Source organism: Actinomyces sp. zg-332 (assembly GCF_011751945.2).
Classification (GTDB): domain Bacteria; phylum Actinomycetota; class Actinomycetes; order Actinomycetales; family Actinomycetaceae; genus ZJ293.
On record NZ_CP064951.1, the window covers coordinates 855676 to 874781 of the forward strand.

Below are 19106 nucleotides of genomic sequence, written 5' to 3' on the forward strand. Positions count from 1 at the left end.
TATATTTATGATTTATTTTTACGGCGAGCTTTCCAAGCAGCCCTAACACCAGCTTGACGACTTTGCGCCTCAGCCTTAGCCCACAAAACTTGAGCTGGAGTCAACTTCTCAGATTCACGCACACCACCAGAAGCACTAATACTAACGCTCCCATCTTCACCAACACCCTGAATACCAGTCCCACGCCATGCATGGCATATTGCAAGAGCTAAAGCATCAGCTGCATCAGCAGGCTTAGGCAAAGCTTTAAGACCCAAAATTTTGGCGACCATAGATTGAACTTGTACCTTATCAGCCCCACCAAAACCAGTCACAGCAGCTTTTATTTCCGTAGGCGTATGGATAGCTAAACCAATATTGTGATTAGCAGCTGATAGCATTGCTATCCCCATAGCTTGCATAGTAGTTGTAACTGTTTGCATGTTCTCGTATGAAAAAACTTTTTCAACGCAAAGTATATCTGGCTTTAACTCTGCTATCCATTCATCAATACCATCAGCGATTTTCTTGAGACGATGATGAACTGGTAACTCTTTATTAGTACGTATAACTCCAACTTTAACTAAGTTTACTCGGCGAGCCCCGTCTACCTCAACACAACCTAAACCGCATCGAGTAATACCAGGGTCAACACCGAGTATTCTTAGTTTTTCAGTATTTTTCAAGCAAATCCTTATATTTCAATGGAATAATTATCCCATTGCCTCTGCCATAACTTCTTCACTAGCATCAAAGTTAGCATATACGTTTTGTACATCGTCTGAGTCTTCTAGAGCATCAATTAGACGCAAAACTTTCTTTGCTCCCTCGACATCTACTTCAACTTGTGTAGCTGGAACGAACTGCACTTCAGCTGATTCATATTCAATACCAGCTTCCTGCAAAGCTGTACGAACTGCTACAACATCAGTTGCTTCACTCATAACTTCAAAAGCTTCACCTAAGTCATTAACCTCTTCAGCACCAGCATCTAAAACTGCATCTAAAATTGTATCTTCGTCCAGTTCATCTTCTTTAGGAACAATTACAACTCCGCGGCGAGAGAACAGATAAGCAACAGAACCTGGATCAGCCAAGTTACCACCGTTACGTGTAAAAGCAACACGTACATCGGAGGCAGCACGGTTACGGTTATCAGTCAAACATTCAACCAAGAATGCTACACCATTTGGACCATAGCCTTCATACATAATTGTTTCATAATCAGCACCACCAGCTTCAGCGCCACTACCACGCTTTACAGCTCTATCGATGTTGTCAGCAGGAACAGAGTTTTTCTTAGCTTTCTGAATAGCATCATACAAAGTAGGGTTACCAGCAGGATCTCCACCACCAGTGCGAGCAGCAACTTCAATGTTCTTAATCAAACGAGCGAATAACTTACCACGCTTAGCATCAATGGCAGCTTTTTTATGTTTGGTGGTAGCCCACTTGGAATGTCCTGACATATTTCCCTCTTTACATATTTATTTTAATCGTACTAACTAATTATATACGTTCTTACCAAGTTCTATTGTAAAATTCTAATTTTTATTTGTAAATACAAGCAATTTTTCCATAGATATATTATCGCAAGAAAGAATTAGTAATAGTTACTTATTTTACAGAATAAAGCTAAAGCAGTCACCAAAACTTTATTCGAAAGGAATGAGGTTAACAGGTGTCTGAACTATAGAAATTTGATGAAAAACAACTTTCATAGTGTTTAAATCTTTGAAGTACTGATACTCGTTATTATCACTTTCATCTATATCAATATCACTTAAATCAGCAAATGGAATATCGCTTTTTATCCATAGCGATGTGTGATATTCTTTTGCTTCACCAGTGTCAATTATGTAGTATAACAACCACGAATTTTCGCTAACCTGAACGTATTCAACATTATTTGGAACTAACTCGAGTTTTGTGTGACAATGACCCATTTTCTGTAAAACTTCATCTTTGAAAATAAGTCTCCCAGTGTCTGTAACTTCTCTAAAGCCATCATGGATAACATAGTTTACCCAGTCCTTATCAGCTAGTAAATCATTATTAAACAAAGATTTTTCAGCTTCAACAAGCATTCTTTTTATACGCTCATCTCTAGCACACATATTCTTATTCCTTCATACACATATTCACAAATAGTTCATGGAAACTGTTATCTTTGCCAACTTCAGGGTGAAAAGAGGTAGCTAACATATTCTTTTGACGTACAGCAACAATATTGCCCTCACTACTGCGTGAGTATGTACGTGATAAAACTTCAATCTCGTTACCAATTTCTTCAACCCAAGGTGCTCGTATAAAAATTCCTCTAAAAGGCTTTTCCAAACCTACAACCTCAAGATCTTCTTCATAAGAGTCAACCTGACGACCAAAAGCATTACGCCTAACAGTAACATTCATTACTCCAAGCCCCTCTTGTCCATCATTACCATCTAAGATTTTGTTAGCAAGCATTATCATACCTGCACACGTTCCATAAACAGGCATGCCATCAAGAATTTTTTTACGTAAAGGTTCAAATACCCCAAATAGTTTAGCTAGTTTTTCAATAACAAAAGACTCTCCACCTGGAATAATAATTCCATTAATAGTTTCTAAGTCCTCAGCTGATTTAACAAGTTTGGTTTTTACGCCTAATTCTTCAATCATACGTGCATGGTCAATAAAATCACCTTGTAACGCTAAAACTCCAATAGTTATATCTGACATAGATAACCACCAATTATAAGTAAAAACATTCTGTAGAATAAATATATTCTAACACTAGAGCAACATACAATATAAGTGTGTAACCTTTATATAACTTACAACTAGCTAAACAAGTAAACTACTTACATCGCATCTTTCATCTGACGTAGTTCTTTCTTTAAGTCAGCAATTTCATCACGTAATCTAGCAGCAACTTCAAACTGCAGCTGTGATGCTGCTGCTTGCATTTGATTAGTTAACTCAGAAATTAAATTCGTCAAATCTACTATGCTACTAGGCAGTTTTTTGCCTTTTTTCGTCTTAATAGATTGCTCAATTACCTGTTTAGTATCTTCATTTTCACGAGCAAGCATATCTGTAACATCAGCAATTTTCTTTTGCAAAGGTTTAGGATCAATTCCATGTTCTTTGTTATAAGCTATCTGTATATTTCGGCGACGATCAGTTTCTTCAATAGCCTGTTTCATCGAATCAGTAATCTTATCAGCATACATATGTACCTGCCCAGAAACGTTACGAGCAGCACGGCCGATTGTCTGAATTAGTGAAGTAGTTGAACGTAAAAATCCTTCTTTATCAGCATCCAAAATAGCAACAAGAGAAACTTCTGGTAAATCAAGCCCTTCTCTCAACAAGTTGATACCCACAAGTACATCAAACTCACCCATACGTAGCTGTCGCAGTAGCTCTACCCTGCGTAAAGTATCAACATCAGAGTGCAAATATTCTACACGTATACCAGCATTAACTAAGTAATCAGTAAGGTCTTCAGCCATTTTCTTCGTCAACGTAGTAACCAGCACACGCTCACTATTATCGACTCTAATTCTAATTTCATCTAGAAGATCATCTATTTGGTTCTTAGTTGGTTTAACAACGATTTGAGGATCTACTAAACCAGTAGGACGAATAATTTGTTCTACGAATCCATCAGATACACTTAACTCATATTTACCAGGAGTAGCTGACATATATACTGTTTGCCCTACTCTTTCTAGAAATTCTTCCCACTTAAGTGGACGGTTATCTAGAGCTGAAGGCAATCTAAAACCATGCTCTACTAAAGTAGTTTTACGTGATCTATCTCCCTCATACATAGCCCCAATTTGAGGAACAGTAACATGGGATTCATCAATGATTAACAAAAAATCATCAGGAAAATAGTCAAGCAAAGTGTTAGGAGCCTCGCCAACGCTACGTCCATCAATATGTCTGGAATAGTTTTCTATCCCCGGACACATACCTATTTCATGCATAGATTCTAAGTCATATTCTGTGCGTGATTTCAATCGCTGATATTCAAGTAACCGATCATTTTCCTTATAAAAAGCCAGGCGTTGCTGTAGTTCTTCTTCAATACTAGTCATAGCTCTTGCCATGCGATCGTGGCTAGCAACATAGTGGGAGGCTGGGAAAACATGTACACGATTTTTTTCCTCAATCAAATGTCCACTAACAGGATGTAATAAGCTCAGGGCTTCAATTTCATCTCCAAACATTTCAATTCGTATAGCGTATTCCTCGTAAACTGGAATAATTTCGATAGTGTCGCCTTTTACTCTAAAAGTTCCACGAGCAAACTCAATATCGTTACGAGTATATTGAATTGAAACGAAAGCCCGTAAAAGCTCGTCACGATCAATTTCTTGACCGACTTCTAAAACTATTCGACCTTTAACATATTCTTCTGGTGTACCCAAACCATATATGCATGAAACTGAAGCAACCACTACAACATCTCTACGAGTAAGCAAAGAATTTGTGGCACTGTGTCTTAGTCTTTCAACTTCTTGGTTAATTGAAGAATCTTTTTCTATGAATGTATCTGTTTGTGGCACATAAGCTTCTGGCTGATAATAATCATAGTAAGAAACAAAGTACTCTACAGCATTATTAGGAAGTAGTTGTCTAAATTCAGCAGCAAGCTGTGCAGCAAGAGTCTTATTAGGAGCAAGCACTAAAGTGGGTCTTTGCACTGATTCAACTAGCCAAGCAGCCGTTGCTGATTTACCAGTACCAGTGGCACCTAATAGAATAATGTCTTTTTCTCCCCCGTTTAAGCGTTCAGATAATTCAGCTATAGCTTTAGGTTGATCTCCTGATGGCTTATAAGGTGAAATTACTTCAAATTTTTCGTCAAATGTTTCTTTATTCTCTGCCACTTATGCCCCTAAAATTACTCTGTTTTTATACAGCAGTTATCAAATAATTATATACCTATTGGCAAATTTTTTTCTGTTCAAGTATATATAAATATGTTGTATTTTAGTTTTACAATTTGCTTTGCTTATAGTTAAGTAGTCAACAGCTTTATTTTGCAGTAACTCTAAACAATAACTTTATAACTTATCTGCTTTTAGTAAGGTCTTTTTAATTATTTGTAGTATTTCTATGACGTTTTTCTCAAGTAGCTGCAAGTCTTCATTGTTTTCTAAAACTATGTTAGCAATTTTCGCATTCTCCGTATCAGATTTTTGATTAGAAATACGCTCATACACTTCTTTTTCAGACATATTACGAGAATGTGCTAAACGGGATAACTGCTTTTCAATTTCAGATTGCACACAAATGATAATATCTAGCTTTTTATATATTCCTGTTTCAATTAGTTTAGTAGACTCATATAAACCAACTTTGCCATTAGGAATACTAGAGAGAAAATTTTCAGCAAAATTATTTATATCCTTATGCGTTACTTCTTCCAATAATGCAAGTTTTTCCTTATCACTAAAAACAATTTCTCCCAAAACTTTTCGATCTATATCGCCTTGGAAATTTAAAATCTTAGTTCCAAATTTTCGAACTATTTTCTCATAAGTAATAGAGTTTTTAACATATAGTTTTCTAGAAATATAATCAGCGTCAATACTCTTTACCCCATATTTAGAAAAAATTTCACGCACAGTAGTTTTTCCTGAACCTATGGTACCGATAAGCCCAATTGATACGCATTCAAAAGCGCTCTTTTTAGAAAAATCACGTAAAATCTTGTATCCCATAGTATAAACATTAAACATTTTTAATATATTTGTGAAGAAAAAAACTATATTTCTGTATAAAGCACTCTAAAAGATACTTCTTGAGAACACTTACCCTACTTTCAGATTTTATACACAAGATAAAACAAATATTGACTAAAATTGAACAATTTAGTTTTTATAATGAATATTTCTCAAAAAAAATTCAAATATACCACAGTGTTAGTTTTACAATGATAAATATGTTTCTAAAATATCTAAGGTAAGTATCACATCGACGATGATGATAATGATTGGAAAGAAATGTCAAATAAAGAAAATGTAGCGATTGAAGACATTGGTCTTGATGTTATCGCTGAAGCTGATCGTAAAGGTAAGCCAAGCGACCTATTTATGCCTTGGTTTGCTGCAAATATTTCAGTACTCGGTATGTCATGGGGAGCATGGGTACTAGGATTTGGCTTGTCATTTGTTCAAGCAGTTATAGTAACAATAGTGGGCGTTGCCCTATCATTCTTGTTCTGCGGTATTATTGCTACCCTTGGTAAAAAGGGTTCAGCTCCAACTCTAGCACTATCACGTGCAGCATTTGGATATAATGGTAACCGCATTTCAGCTCTAATCTCATGGATGCTAACTGTTGGTTGGGAAACAGTTCTATGTGTTCTAGCAACACTAGCAACTGCAACAGTAATGGAAGCATTGGGCTGGACTAACCACACTACAGCTCAAATTCTAGGTTTCGTAATTGTAGTAGGATGTTCAGCATTTGCTGGTATCTTTGGATTCGACACAATTATGCGTGTTCAAACTTGGATTACTTGGCTAACAGCAATCCTAACTATAATTTACCTAGCACTTACAATTCCATCAATTAACTGGACAAACATCATGGCAATGCCATCAGGATCACTAGTTTCAGTAATTGGCGCATTTGTAATGCTTCTTACTGGTTTTGGTCTAGGATGGGTAAACGCAGCTGCTGACTACTCACGTTACTTGCCACGTCAGGCTTCAACTAAAGGCGTAGTCTTCTGGACAACATTCAGCTCTTCATTGCCTTGTATCGTTTTAGCCATTTTCGGTGTTCTACTAGTTGGTTCAGATAAGAAACTAGGCGAACTAATCAATAATGACCCAATCGGCGCTTTGACAACAATTCTACCTACTTGGTTCCTAGTACCATTTGCTATCGTAGCAATTCTAGGTCTAGTCGGTGGTATTATCATGGACCTATACTCATCAGGTCTTTCACTACTAGCTACAGGTCTTCGTGTACCTCGTCCAGTTGCTACAGGTATCGATGCTGCTATCATGACAGTTGGTACAATTCTAGTAGTATTCTTCGCTAGTGACTTCCTAGCTCCATTCTCAGGATTCCTAACTACACTAGGCGCAATTATTGCTGCATGGGCAGGTATCATGATAGCTGAAGCCATTATGCGTAAGAAAGAATATGATGAAGAATCACTATTTACTCCTTCAGGTATCTATGGCTCAATCAACTGGGAAGCAATTGCTCTAGTTGTAGTAGGTACTTTCGTAGGTTGGGGTCTAGTTGTGAACTCAACTTCATGGCTATCATGGCAAGGTTACTTGCTAGACTTTGGTCTAGGTGGACGTGAAGGAGCATGGGCATACTCAAATATTGGTATCCTACTATCTCTAGCAATTGGTCTATTTGGTCACTTGTTGCTAGGTCGCTCACGTGTTGCAAAACAAGAAGCACAGCTTGACTAATTTTTCTTTTATGGCTGTGGAACATAAGTTTCACAGCCATATTTTTATTTTTAATATAAGAAAAACCAAATAAAATAAGAAATCAGTATTTCCTATATATTCTGTAATATTTATTCGATAAAATATGATTGGAATAACCTTTCTTAGCAAAAGAGATAAAAATGAAAGAAGCTTTTCAAACATACGCTAGCACCGATTTAAGCTATATGATGGACGGTGCTAATCAAATTGCTCAACGCACCGGCAAAAAAACACACGATTTGCTACTCGTCTTAGGCTCAGGTCTCATACAAGTAACTGATAATTGGGGTGAACCAGACTGCACTTTCCCTATATCTGACTTGATTGGTGTGAAAAAACCTATTGCTGATGGACACGTAGATATGGTTTCCAGTTACACAGTAAAGGGTAAAAACGTACTTGTATATCATGGTCGCTCTCACCTATATGAAGGAATAGATCCGAGTATCATTACTTTACCAGTGAGAATTGCTTGTGTAACTGGCATCAAAGCAGCAATACTAACAAATGCTAATGGTTGCTTAAAAGATTGGGAATTAGGTGACATAACTCTAATAACTGATCATATAAATATGACTGGTTTCTCACCATTTACTGGTCCTGTTTTCACTGATATATCACAAGTTTGGTCTAAGCAATTCTGGGACTTTGCCCGCAAGCATGTTCAGCGTGAAGGTGTTTACGCATTACTTCGAGGCCCTGAATACCAAACTATGGCTGAAACAAAAATGCTTGTGACTTTAGGTGCTGATATTGTTGGTATGTCAACTGTTCTTGAAGCAATAGCTCTGCACCAACTAGAAGTTCCAGTTCTAGGTTTAAGCGTTGTAAGTGATTTATCTTTCAGCGAAGAAATGACAACTTCTGAACAAGTTTTAGAAGCTGGAGCTAAAGCTTGCACACGCATACACAATCTTGTAGAAGAATTTGTTGAAGAACTTTAATCTAAAAATAATTTATGGCTACTGTTTTGTTACGGTAGCCATAAACTATTTAAAGTATTTATTTACTTATACAAACTTATACGAAGTAATTAGCTATTAATAGCTCTGAGATAAAAACTGTAGAACAACACAAAATAGCAACTTGAAATAAATTTGCACCAAACCAAGCAAGCACAAGCCCAATAACTAATGCTATAGCTCCAGCAATTGGACTATTAGTTGCCTCCATAATTGACGGAAATGTCATAACCGCCAATGTTACATAAGGAACATAATATAGGAAAGATTTCAAAAAAGTATTTGTAATTTCTTTCCTTATCAAAGTCAAAGGTAGAACTCGTGTAGCATAAGTAACTAATGCCATAATGAATATGTATATATAAATATCAATTCCCATTATTCTACCTCCTTAGTATTCTCGCAATCACGAAGTTCTTGTTTTACAGCATTACTTTCTTTTTCGTTAGACTCATCGGTAATTGATGAAACATTTTCTTTATCATCTTGCGGTGTATCTTTTACAGGGAATAAAATAGCAAAAACTGAAGAAATTACTACAGTTAGAATAATTATTCTTGTACCGCTTGATATTTGACTAAAAATACTAAGCTTAGCCATAGCAAAACTACCAGCAAAACTAATCAATATTGCTGGAACTAAGATAGGATTTTTCCTAGCAGGTGGCATAATAATCGCAATAAACATTCCATATAAGGCAACGCTCAAACTGCTAATAACGTTATCTGGAAGAATTGTCCCTGAAACTATACCTACTACTGTTCCACTTGCCCAAAATGGCATACATATAACCATTCCACCGTAGAAATAAAATGGATTTAGCTTATTTTCCTTAGCAATAGATAAAGCAAAAAGCTCATCAGTCAAATCAAAACCAATTATTAACCTATGATACCAAGGAGTATTTTCATCAAGCTTTTGACTCATAGCGCAACCCATCAACAAATATCTAGCATTAGTGATGAGAGTTACTATGACCATTTCAAGGTAAGTACCACCTGCAGCTATAAGCATAAAACCAGCATATTCACCAGCTGAGGCGTTATTTAGTAGCCCAGCTAAAAATCCTTGAAAAGGATTTAGGCCAGCGTTTTTAGCAACAATACCTAAGCTAAAAGCTACAGCGAAATATCCTAATGCTATGGGGATAGAATCTTTCATTCCTGAAAAGAATTCTGCCCTATTTGTTCTTCTTCGAGTTTCCATGAATCATTACAACTTTATTTATTGGTTAATATTTAATCTTGCCTTAATAAAATCATTACAACTTTACTAAGATAACATATATATCTTTAAAAGATTAAATTTATTTTTATATGTTGTTTAATGGCGTTTCGTATCTATTCAGATACTACATAATCTAGGCTATCAACGGTTAGATACTCTATTACAATTTCTGATATTTCACCTTTACTATCACGTCCAAAGTAAACAAAGTACGTTGCCTCCCCAAATCCTGGGCAAATCATTGGCATATTTAGGTTTGTTCCTGGGATAGTAAAGTTTATCCAATTTCCTTCTTGAATTTGAAAGTGTGGACTATTTTTATAGCTTTCTTTAAACTTTTCAGAAAAATATGTGTTGTATATTTCTTTTTCAGGATTGTCTTGTGACCATTCTTCACAAAAATTATGGTATGCATCTTTAATCTGCACATCTACAATTGTCACTAAACCTGTGTCAACTTGAAAGCCGAAAAAAGAATTTTCATCTACATCATCTAAGTTTTCATATCCAATTAACGCCTCTTCATATATAACAGATTTTTCTTCTGTAAATTTTATCCTTGTAGCGATATACATGTAATGATTTTCTCTTATTTCAGCTACTAAAGTTTCCAACTGGAATGTACCTATTGGTACTTTAATAAAGTATGCCTCTTCTCTAGGATGTAAGTAAACTATCGGGTCTCTAACTAGAATTTGCCCTGTTGGGAAAGTTATGGTTCCCATATTTACAACAAAAGTTTTTTTATTCAGGACTTCTTTTGCTCTAAATAGTTGATTATAGTCAACTGGCGATATAAGTAAGTTTTTTACTTTCTCATATTTTTCAAGCCATTGCTTTACAGGTTGCACTTCTTCTCCCCGTATTGTTACTTTCTATTTAATAATATACCTGTTAAAATCTCACATATTTAAATAGAACTTTTATTTATACTTCTTATATCTAATCTTTATATTTATATCTGTGCTCTGTAATATATAAAACATGGTTTCAAAGAATTCTAGTATCAATAGGCAAATTCTATCTCTTGCTCTTCCCACTTTAGGATTTATAGTTATTGCTCCCCTTTTGAGTGCAATAGATACTGCTTTTGTAGGTAGGCTAGGCACTCTTTCACTAGCCAGTCTTGGTATTTCAAGTAGTATTCTAACTACTTCATATAGCATATTTATTTTCCTAAGTTACGGCACTACCTCAAAAGTCGGTAAAACTTTTGGTGCTGGTAAGATAAAACAAGCTTACGAATACGGATTTCAAAGTATTTGGTTATCTATTTTTATTGGATTTTGTCTATGTAGTTTACTATTTTTCTTTGCTTATGACATTGCTTTGTTCTTAGGTGTAACTGAAGAGGTCGCAATCCAATCACAAAGTTATATAAGAGCTTCTTTACCAGGGCTATTTGCCATACTAATTTCTTTGTCTTGTGTAGGTATTTTAAGAGGAACTTTGGACACTATTACTCCTCTGATAGTTAGCGTTGTTGCTGCTATCATCAAAGTAATCTGCACCACTACTTTTATCATGGGTTTTTCTTTTGGACTTATAGGTGCTGGTATTGCGACTTCAATAAGTGAAGTTTTTATTGCTATTTGCCTTATTACAAGCATTCGTAGAAAAGTTAAAGGTAACAAAATAAATTACAAACCTACGAAAACTATTTTAGCTGCTTTGCTGGAAAATATTCCTTTATTCATACGTTCTTTGACAATAAATGCTTCTCTTATACTTGTTGGTGTTACTGTTGCTCATTTTGGTACTGAAGTCCTAGCTGCTCATCAAATAGTTTATACGGTAAGTGTTTGTATTGCGCTTCTAGTTGATTCAGTGGCAACTGCTTCTCAGTCGCTAATTGCTGTTGAAATGGGACGTAAGAATTATGAACAACTGGTAAGTTTAACTAAGCAGTGTTTTAAATTTACTAGTGTTATAGCTGTTTTTGTTGGAATAGTTATAATATGCTTGTCCCATTATTTGCCTATAATTTTTACTAATAATTCAGGCTTGCAATCTATGGCTGTTGTTCCTATTGTACTTATTGGGCTTTTACTACCTGTTATGTCTTTTGCTTTTATAGGCGATGGTGTGCTTATCGGCTCTGGTGACACTTGGTATCTAGCTATTGCTGGTGTTTTGAATTTCTTAGTCTATTCGATTTCTCTAGTAAGTATTTCTAAACTTGTTTCATCTAACTACGGTTTGATCGCTTTGTGGTTATGCATGCTGATTGTGTTTTATGGTGGTAGAGCTGTAGCTAATAGTTATCGTTTGTTCTCTTACAAGTGGGTAAAATTTTAGTGTCTACTAGTTCTTAAAGGTTTATAACTCTTAAGCTATATAAGGTCTAGAATTTTTGAGGTTTAGCATTTTGACCTAACAAACTTATTAGCTTTATTTTGCGCTGTTTATGCTTTCTTATGCCTTGTTTGTTTTCATATAAAGTAAGTTTATACTGAGCTCCAAGCCACTATACTCCTATTTATGGCTTTCTTAGCAATAAGTGCTTTTAGTGAGACTTCCGGTATATTTAAGTTTTCAATCTGTGAAAGTAAGTCTTTTACTTGTTTACACCATCTTACAAAGTCTCCAGCTTCTATATCAGCTGTAGATAAAATTTGAGACAGTTCTATTCCGTTAGACCATGGATATAATACTTCTACTAGCCCAAAATCTATATCGTGAACTTCTGATAAGTGGTTTTTCTTTTGCAACTGGTCAATTTTTTTGTATATTCTATATAGTTTTTCGTGAGTTCCTTCAAAACTTCTAGCATATTTTTTAGTCATACGACGTGAAGAGTTTTTTCTTCCGCTATATATACAAGCACTTATGAGGCACGCTAAAACACTTGGCTCTATATCTTCAAATATTCCCTCTGATATCGCTTGCGTAACTAGTAAATCGTTTTCGGAGTATACTTCAGAAAGCATATATCCTTTTTCTGTCAGCTGATAATTTTCATCGATATATCCCATCTTTTCTAGAACTTGCATAATATTAGTAAATAGCTTAGAAATATTACCAGTTTCGAGGTCAATAAGTCTCTCGTAGTGACTTATATTATCGCTGTGTTCTTTATATTTTCGATAGCTGTTTAAATGATCACGTTTATCTGGACAGTTATTACACTCATGTTGGTAAATCTTATTTTCTAGGTCAGATAGACGTTTAATGTCTTTAGTTTGTGCTTTTTCTGGTGTTTTGTATTTAAAAGTATCTTTTTTCCTGACTATTTTTTGCAAAATCATACCCAGTTTTTTAGCTGATTTTACATTATAAAATGCCTCGTATAAAAGGTGTTGATCATCTATTTTTAGCTCATGTTTATGAATTTGTGTCACAAATGCAACCATATTGTCTTGTAAGCTATCTAAAAAGATTTTCTTCTTATTACCTTTTTCTGTTACTACTGTGAAAAAAGAGTTACCTCTACTCGTTGGTTTTGCAATGGCAATACCGTATTTTCTATGTCTACCTTTTTTATAGGTAAAAATTGCTCCTACCTTACAGTATTCATCTAAGAAGATTTCGTTATATTGCTTTTGTCTTAAGAATTTCTCATATTTTAACTTAGACTGTTCTTTTGAAAGCTTTGTTTTTAACTCAGCATATTCTAAAAAATTACCTTTAGAACAACTCAAAGTGTTTAAAAATTTATCAGCTAGTTTTTCTTCTTTTTTGATTTTCTGAACATAAGCTGTAATTGACTCATTTCCCTGGAATTGCGCAAAAGACGATCTCAACAAGTCTTCTACTTCTTGAGGTGAAAAAGTCTTTAACAGGTTAGCGACCATGTTGTATGTAGGTTTGAACACTGAATTTAACTCATAATCCCTACTTGTAGCTAGTTCAAAGTAGTCTTCTACCTCAGCACTGCCATCGTATACTACGACAACATTTCCTAAAGTATCTATTCCTCTACGTCCTGCCCTACCAGCTAATTGAGTAAACTCTATTGGAGAAAGCATTACGTGTGCCTTGCCATTCCAAGTATATAAGCTTTCTAAAATCACAGTTTTTGCTGGCATATTTACACCAAGAGCTAGAGTTCCTGTTGCAAATACAACTTTTATGAGTCCATCAGCAAATAATCTTTCAACAAATTCTTTCATTATTGGTAGCAAACCAGCATGGTGAGTAGCATACCCATTTATCAAGCATTTTGCCCATTTGTGTAGATTTAAGTTTTTATGGTCTGTCTTATCAATATTTTCATAGAAAACTTGAAAGCGTTCTTGAATTAGTACTTTCTCTTCGTCAGTTGTAAGATCTATTTTTTTATCTAGACATACATTCATTGCTTCTTCACAATTAGCTCTCGAGAAAATAAAGAAAATAGCCGGTAACATTGATTTTTCAGCAAGCAAAGAAACAATTTTATGGCGAGGTAAAATTTGTGGTCTAAATCTACGATAGGTATGGTCAGCTGGAACTTTCTGTATAGCATTAAGCAAAGAATCATTTATTTCTAAAGCAGTTCTTTTACCTAAAGTATCAACGCTTTTTCCCTCAGCAAATAAATCGTATATTTTATTTCCAACCAGCATTTTTTGGTACAAAGGCACAGGTCTATGGCTAGTTTCAATTAGTTCACAAGAGTAACGACATTGTCTAATCCAGTTAGCAAATTGTTTAGAGTTAGATATCGTAGCAGATAAAGCTACTATCTGTACCTTATAATCCAGATGAATTATTATTTCTTCCCATATAGGTCCTCGAAATTCATCAGATAAATAATGCACTTCATCTAGTATTACTGAAGATAAGTTTTCTAAACGCTTAGAGTTTTCATAAATCATATTACGCAATACTTCAGTAGTCATTACAACTATTTGCGCGTCAGGATTTATTGCGATATCACCAGTTAATAGGCCTACTTTTACCTCACCATGTTCTTGTAACAATTCTCTATATTTTTGGTTACTTAAAGCTTTAATTGGTGTGGTATAAAAAACTTTTTTATTTTCACATATTGCTTTGTGTATAGAAAATTGAGCAACAACAGTTTTACCGCTACCAGTTGGAGCACAAACTAAAACGTTATCATTTTGGGTAATTTTTTCTATAGCTTCTTTTTGAAATTTATCTAAAGTAAATTTTAGAGTTGTTTCAAAACTTTTAATCATCCATCAATCCGTATCTACGCCATCTATTAACTACACGTGCGAGTCTATTATATTTTCGTTCCAGTCTTATAGTTTTTATTTCAATTCGTTTACGTCTTTGCATATTTTTATAATTTGAATCAGCAACTACACCAACTTTATATTCGGGTAAATCTTTACCTGCTTTAGATTCTTTTTCATTAGAATCAAATATTTTTAAGATTCCTATAAGCTTCATAACAATTTTATACAAAAGGTATATAGGGGTAACTATTGCTAGCACTACTAGAGTTATCCATATAGCTGTCCACATATTTTACCTCTTATATTTGAAACATTTTATATAACTTTGAATAGAATCAACTCATTATATTTTACACAATAATTCGTCAAAGTTTTATATTGAAAAGAGTATATCTAAGTTATTTGAATTCTTATTGGCAAAACTCATGCTACTTCGTCAAATAATTCATACTACTTCTTGTTAGAATAGTTACATGATTTATAGAAAAGTTGAAGTAACAAAAATAATATCAAACACAGATGAATGCTTTGAGTTAGAAACTACTGTTGTAGACGAATACAATGGTGGGAATGCCAAAGTCTTATGCAATGGTCACATTTTGAAAGTCATGGCTTATAAAAGCATTATTGACACTGTGAAAATTGGTGATAGCTTACTAGTTGAAGCTAGTGCTGTTGCTAAAAAGTTGGGAACTGGTGGTCTAGCTTTTGCCGTAACTAACTTTGATGCTGATTTTACTGATAAAATGCCAGAAATAGGCCATATTGTCAAAGCTCGTTACTCTCCTTTTCAACATATGGTCATGAGTATTGAAGAGCAAGATAGCCCTTATCACGATGTTATTAAATCTAAATCTTCTATTGAAGGGTTGCCAGTAATCGTAGCTGATTTGCATTCAGCTTTGCCTAGTGTTTTAGCTGGTATTTATGCTTCAGATCCTAAGGCTAAAGTAGTGTACGTAATGCCAGATGGAGCTGGACTACCTATTGCTTTCTCAAAAAACGTCGCTGTTTTGAAAGAGAAAAACTGGATTTATAAAACCATTACTTGTGGGCAGGCATATGGTGGAGATGGTGAAACTATAAATATTTACACAGCTTTACTTGCAGCTAAATACGTTTACAATGCTGATGTTGTAATCGTTACTCAAGGACCTGGAAATGCTGGCACAGGCACACATTTTGGTTTCTCGGGTATGCAATGTGCTGATATTTTCAACGCTATTGGTGTTTTAAAAGGTACGCCTATCGGAGTATTACGTCTTTCTAACGGTGATTTGCGTGAACGCCATTACGGTGTTTCTCACCACTGTTTAACCACCATTTGCGAAGCAACTTACGTACCTGTACACTTACCTATACCTACATTTGATGGGGAAAATAAGTTTGAAAAAGAATTAGGTAAAGATTTTTATAACCTATGTATAAAGAAAATAGAAAAAGCACTTATTACATCTTTATCTAAACATTCTTTGGTACCTTTTGCCTCTAAAAGTATTTATGAAGATTTATGCAATGTTCCTGTAAAACTATCTACTATGGGAAGGAACCTCGAGCAAGATTACTCAGCTTTTGCTGCAGGGTATGCTAGTGGGTTTTTTGCTATGACCTTGAAATAAAATCGTAATACTTCAGTAGGTCTTTGTTATGGTTGCACACAATAAAATTATTTCGTGGCAACTATAGAACTTTTTTACTAAAAGCTTACATAATAATTCTTATGTGAGCTACCACGAATTTTAAGATTATTTCCCCACGTTAAAGGTGAAAAACTACTCAGTCCTATGTAACCAACGCAAATTATCACCATCAGAGCCTTGTCTGAAAGGTTCAAGTTCTTCATCCCAAGCATTACCTAGCGCTAATTTTAATTCGTGTATCATACGCTTAGGGTCATCTTGGTATTCAAGTACAGCCCTCACTCTGTTTTCAGAAATAAGCATGTTCCCATTTCTGTCCATTTGGGAGTAGAAAATTCCAAGTTCAGGAGTATGAACCCATCTTCCCCCATCTGTCAGCAAAGTAGGTTCTTCAGTTATTTCATAGCGTAAATGCTCCCACCCTCGAAGAGCAGAAGCTAACTTTGCTCCGGTAGCAACTTGCCCTATCCAAGAATGCTCAGTTCTATAAACTTTTTCATCTATACTCTGTTTAGTCCACTGTAGCTTTATCTCAGTTTCAAGCACATGACTTATAGCCCATTCAATGTGAGGACATAACGCTCGTGGAGTTGAATGTATAAAAATGACTCCACGAGTAAGTGAATTTTTATTCATAAGTTTTCATTTCTCGCGGAGTCCTTCAAATAGAGTTTCTAGTTTTGTATCTCAACAACTGCTAAATTACGCTTGCCTTTACGAATTAACGCAATTTGTCCGCCTAGTAAGTCATCTTCAGTCAATGTGTAGTCTTCATCAGTGACTTTTTCGTTATTTAGATATGCTCCACCTGAAGCTATTGTTCTACGTGCTGCTGAACGACCTTTTTCTAGTCCTGTTTCAACTAGCATATCAACCATATTAGCTCCAATACTGCATTTACCCTTAGGGAGCTGTTCAGTTGCACTTATAAGAGTTTGAGGATTAATTCCTTTCAAGTCTCCACTTCCCCAAAGGGCTGTAGAAGCATTGATAACTTCATCACATTCTTCTTTACCATGCACCATTGTTGTAACTTCTTTAGCAAGTAGTTTTTGAGCTGCACGTAAATGTGGACGCTGGCTAACTTCTTCTTCCATTTGAGCAATAGTATCTCTATCTACAAATGTGAAAACCTTTAGGAAGTTTACGACATCGCTATCTTCAGCACCCATCCAGAACTGGTAGAAAGCATATGGACTTAATAGTTCTGGGTTTAGCCATATTGCTCCACCCTCACTCTTACCAAATTTAGTACCATCAGATTTAGTGATAAGTGGTGTTGTAAGAACATGAACGCTTTTACCTTCAGTTTTACGAATCAAATCCATACCTGATACTAGGTTACCCCACTGGTCATTACCACCTGTTTGTAATACACAGTTATAGCGTTTGAATAGTTCTAAGTAGTCATTTCCTTGCAAAATTTGGTAAGAAAATTCTGTGTAAGAAATGCCTTCTTCTGATTTAAGTCTTCTTGCAACGTTATCTTTAGCCAGCATAGTACCTAGTCTAAAATGCTTACCTAGGTCTCGTAGCAAATTAATTGCTGAAAGTTCGCTAATCCACTCGTAGTTATTTACCATACGTACAGCATTATCGCCATCGAAGCTTAAAAACTTACCAATTTGCTCACGTAATTTTTCAGCCCATTGGCTAACGATTTCTGATGGATTTAGAGTTCTTTCACCAGACATTCTTGGGTCACCAATTAAACCAGTTCCACCACCAACAAGTGCTATAGGTTTATGACCAGCATTTTGAAGATGTTTCATAAGAACTAGCTGTACTAAATGCCCATGATGTAAAGATGCAGCAGTAGGGTCAAAGCCACAATAAAATGTGATAGATCCCTCATTTAGAAGCTTAGACAATTCATCAATATCTGTGTGTTGGGCTACTAGTCCACGCCATTTCAATTCTTCTAAGAGATCAGTCACAATATTACCTTCCAGTTTTTAAAATATACCTCTATATGATATCTAAATATATTTATTAAAATCTAGTCACACAATACCAAAGACAGAGTATTAAGGAATAAAGATACTACAACTTTTGAATTATATTATTCTAATTAGAAAGTTGGAGTTATACTGCAGGTTCAGCCAGCCTCAACAAATAATCTCTAACTTTATTAGCAACTATTTCACTTCTACAGATCATAATAACTGTATTATCACCTGCTAGACATCCGAGAACATCGTCCAATACAGCAGCATCAATTGCTCCTGCAAGCAAATTCGCACCACCATTAGGAGTACTTAAAACTAAAATATTTCCAGCGATGTCACCACCCACCAGTAGTTCCTGACACCAACGCTTGAGTTTATAAGAAGGCGATTCTTCTAAATTCCAGCTTTGCTGATGTATATGTGGAACTGCCTCAGGCATACTATAAACGTTTTCACCAGATATATTGCGAATCTTAGTTGCACGCATTTCAAGCAAGTCTCTAGATAATGTAGCTTGAGTGGCAACTACGCCCTCTTCACGCAAAGCTTCACATAATTCTTTTTGCGAACGAATTGGCCTATTTGAGAGAATTTGAGTAATCATGGAATGTCTAGTAGCTTTTGTAACTGGAATTGCAGAGCTCATAACACACCTCTCAAATATAAAAAGATTTCAATATATATTATACAGTTTTTAAGATATAGATACGTCAAATATCATACTTAAAACTTATTTTAATTATCTTTATACTATATTTAC

General features: G+C 35.2%; 18 protein-coding genes. 4 read left to right on the forward strand and 14 right to left on the reverse strand.

The features are described from left to right. Nucleotides 1–5: 5 nt before the first annotated feature. The 6 genes from ruvC to coaE all read right to left on the reverse strand — a co-directional run bounded on the left by ruvC (nt 6) and on the right by coaE (nt 5699). Nucleotides 6–665, reverse strand: coding sequence for a crossover junction endodeoxyribonuclease RuvC (gene ruvC, locus HCQ94_RS03470; RefSeq protein WP_166977676.1), 660 nt, complete (start codon nt 663–665; stop codon nt 6–8). Between the two features lie 27 nt (nt 666–692). Beyond that, complete coding sequence (locus HCQ94_RS03475) at nt 693–1448, reverse strand: YebC/PmpR family DNA-binding transcriptional regulator (protein ID WP_166981914.1); 756 nt, start codon at nt 1446–1448, stop codon at nt 693–695. A 186-nt stretch (nt 1449–1634) separates the two neighbouring features. After that, nucleotides 1635–2096 carry a hypothetical protein gene (locus HCQ94_RS03480; RefSeq protein WP_166981917.1) on the reverse strand — a complete coding sequence of 154 codons (462 nt, stop codon included), beginning with the start codon at nt 2094–2096 and terminating at the stop codon, nt 1635–1637. 4 nt (nt 2097–2100) lie between these two features. Further along, on the reverse strand, nt 2101–2700 hold the full coding sequence (pdxT, locus tag HCQ94_RS03485; RefSeq protein ID WP_166981920.1) for a pyridoxal 5'-phosphate synthase glutaminase subunit PdxT: 600 nt from the start codon (nt 2698–2700) through the stop codon (nt 2101–2103). Between the two features lie 122 nt (nt 2701–2822). Next, a complete protein-coding gene (gene uvrB, locus HCQ94_RS03490; RefSeq protein WP_166977682.1) occupies nt 2823–4862 on the reverse strand; it encodes an excinuclease ABC subunit UvrB in 2040 nt (679 codons plus the stop codon). Nucleotides 4863–5039: 177 nt separating this feature from the next. After that, nucleotides 5040–5699: a dephospho-CoA kinase gene (gene coaE, locus HCQ94_RS03495; protein WP_166981923.1), complete on the reverse strand. Its 660-nt coding sequence runs from the start codon at nt 5697–5699 to the stop codon at nt 5040–5042. A gap of 282 nt (nt 5700–5981) precedes the next feature. Between coaE and HCQ94_RS03500 the strand changes: the two genes are divergently transcribed. Next, on the forward strand, nt 5982–7418 hold the full coding sequence (locus HCQ94_RS03500; RefSeq protein WP_166977685.1) for a purine-cytosine permease family protein: 1437 nt from the start codon (nt 5982–5984) through the stop codon (nt 7416–7418). A gap of 161 nt (nt 7419–7579) precedes the next feature. Continuing rightward, entirely contained in the window at nt 7580–8383 is an 804-nt protein-coding gene (locus HCQ94_RS03505) for a purine-nucleoside phosphorylase (protein WP_166981926.1), read from the forward strand. Between the two features lie 76 nt (nt 8384–8459). Here HCQ94_RS03505 and HCQ94_RS03510 read toward each other — a convergent pair whose 3' ends face one another. From HCQ94_RS03510 to HCQ94_RS03520, 3 genes are all read right to left on the reverse strand, one after another. Continuing rightward, entirely contained in the window at nt 8460–8780 is a 321-nt protein-coding gene (locus tag HCQ94_RS03510) for an AzlD domain-containing protein (protein ID WP_166977687.1), read from the reverse strand. Next, nucleotides 8780–9607: an AzlC family ABC transporter permease gene (locus tag HCQ94_RS03515; RefSeq protein WP_166981929.1), complete on the reverse strand. Its 828-nt coding sequence runs from the start codon at nt 9605–9607 to the stop codon at nt 8780–8782. Before HCQ94_RS03515 ends, HCQ94_RS03510 begins: the two co-directional genes overlap by 1 nt. 134 nt (nt 9608–9741) lie before the next feature. After that, complete coding sequence (locus tag HCQ94_RS03520) at nt 9742–10479, reverse strand: DUF4241 domain-containing protein (protein WP_166981932.1); 738 nt, start codon at nt 10477–10479, stop codon at nt 9742–9744. A gap of 133 nt (nt 10480–10612) precedes the next feature. On the opposite strand from HCQ94_RS03520, the gene HCQ94_RS03525 reads away from it, so the two are divergent. After that, a complete protein-coding gene (locus HCQ94_RS03525; RefSeq protein ID WP_166981936.1) occupies nt 10613–11926 on the forward strand; it encodes an MATE family efflux transporter in 1314 nt (437 codons plus the stop codon). A gap of 149 nt (nt 11927–12075) precedes the next feature. Here the strand turns inward: HCQ94_RS03525 and HCQ94_RS03530 are convergent, their stop codons facing one another. Next, complete coding sequence (locus HCQ94_RS03530; protein WP_166981939.1) at nt 12076–14754, reverse strand: DEAD/DEAH box helicase; 2679 nt, start codon at nt 14752–14754, stop codon at nt 12076–12078. Beyond that, nucleotides 14747–15046, reverse strand: coding sequence for a hypothetical protein (locus HCQ94_RS03535; protein WP_166981942.1), 300 nt, complete (start codon nt 15044–15046; stop codon nt 14747–14749). Before HCQ94_RS03535 ends, HCQ94_RS03530 begins: the two co-directional genes overlap by 8 nt. Before the next feature lie 184 nt (nt 15047–15230). On the opposite strand from HCQ94_RS03535, the gene HCQ94_RS03540 reads away from it, so the two are divergent. Beyond that, on the forward strand, nt 15231–16376 hold the full coding sequence (locus HCQ94_RS03540) for a DUF3866 family protein (protein ID WP_166981945.1): 1146 nt from the start codon (nt 15231–15233) through the stop codon (nt 16374–16376). 153 nt (nt 16377–16529) lie between these two features. On the opposite strand, the gene HCQ94_RS03545 is transcribed toward HCQ94_RS03540, so the two are convergent. From HCQ94_RS03545 to HCQ94_RS03555, 3 genes are all read right to left on the reverse strand, one after another. Then, nucleotides 16530–17033 (reverse strand): DUF3145 domain-containing protein, encoded by a 504-nt coding sequence (locus HCQ94_RS03545; RefSeq protein ID WP_166977697.1) that lies wholly within the window; start codon nt 17031–17033, stop codon nt 16530–16532. A gap of 38 nt (nt 17034–17071) precedes the next feature. Beyond that, a complete protein-coding gene (tyrS, locus tag HCQ94_RS03550; protein ID WP_166981948.1) occupies nt 17072–18334 on the reverse strand; it encodes a tyrosine--tRNA ligase in 1263 nt (420 codons plus the stop codon). Between the two features lie 148 nt (nt 18335–18482). After that, a complete protein-coding gene (locus tag HCQ94_RS03555; RefSeq protein WP_166977700.1) occupies nt 18483–18992 on the reverse strand; it encodes an arginine repressor in 510 nt (169 codons plus the stop codon). Nucleotides 18993–19106: the final 114 nt, after the last annotated feature.

Coding starts and splice junctions, on each gene's coding strand:
- HCQ94_RS03475 (WP_166981914.1), bottom strand. CDS start 1,448: ATGTCAGGACATTCCAAGTGGGCTACCACCAAACATAAAAAAGCTGCC.
- HCQ94_RS03480 (WP_166981917.1), bottom strand. CDS start 2,096: ATGTGTGCTAGAGATGAGCGTATAAAAAGAATGCTTGTTGAAGCTGAA.
- pdxT (WP_166981920.1), bottom strand. CDS start 2,700: ATGTCAGATATAACTATTGGAGTTTTAGCGTTACAAGGTGATTTTATT.
- HCQ94_RS03540 (WP_166981945.1), top strand. CDS start 15,231: ATGATTTATAGAAAAGTTGAAGTAACAAAAATAATATCAAACACAGAT.
- HCQ94_RS03545 (WP_166977697.1), bottom strand. CDS start 17,033: ATGAATAAAAATTCACTTACTCGTGGAGTCATTTTTATACATTCAACT.
- HCQ94_RS03535 (WP_166981942.1), bottom strand. CDS start 15,046: ATGTGGACAGCTATATGGATAACTCTAGTAGTGCTAGCAATAGTTACC.
- HCQ94_RS03505 (WP_166981926.1), top strand. CDS start 7,580: ATGAAAGAAGCTTTTCAAACATACGCTAGCACCGATTTAAGCTATATG.
- coaE (WP_166981923.1), bottom strand. CDS start 5,699: ATGGGATACAAGATTTTACGTGATTTTTCTAAAAAGAGCGCTTTTGAA.
- HCQ94_RS03510 (WP_166977687.1), bottom strand. CDS start 8,780: ATGGGAATTGATATTTATATATACATATTCATTATGGCATTAGTTACT.
- HCQ94_RS03555 (WP_166977700.1), bottom strand. CDS start 18,992: ATGAGCTCTGCAATTCCAGTTACAAAAGCTACTAGACATTCCATGATT.
- HCQ94_RS03525 (WP_166981936.1), top strand. CDS start 10,613: ATGGTTTCAAAGAATTCTAGTATCAATAGGCAAATTCTATCTCTTGCT.
- HCQ94_RS03500 (WP_166977685.1), top strand. CDS start 5,982: ATGTCAAATAAAGAAAATGTAGCGATTGAAGACATTGGTCTTGATGTT.
- HCQ94_RS03530 (WP_166981939.1), bottom strand. CDS start 14,754: ATGATTAAAAGTTTTGAAACAACTCTAAAATTTACTTTAGATAAATTT.
- HCQ94_RS03515 (WP_166981929.1), bottom strand. CDS start 9,607: ATGGAAACTCGAAGAAGAACAAATAGGGCAGAATTCTTTTCAGGAATG.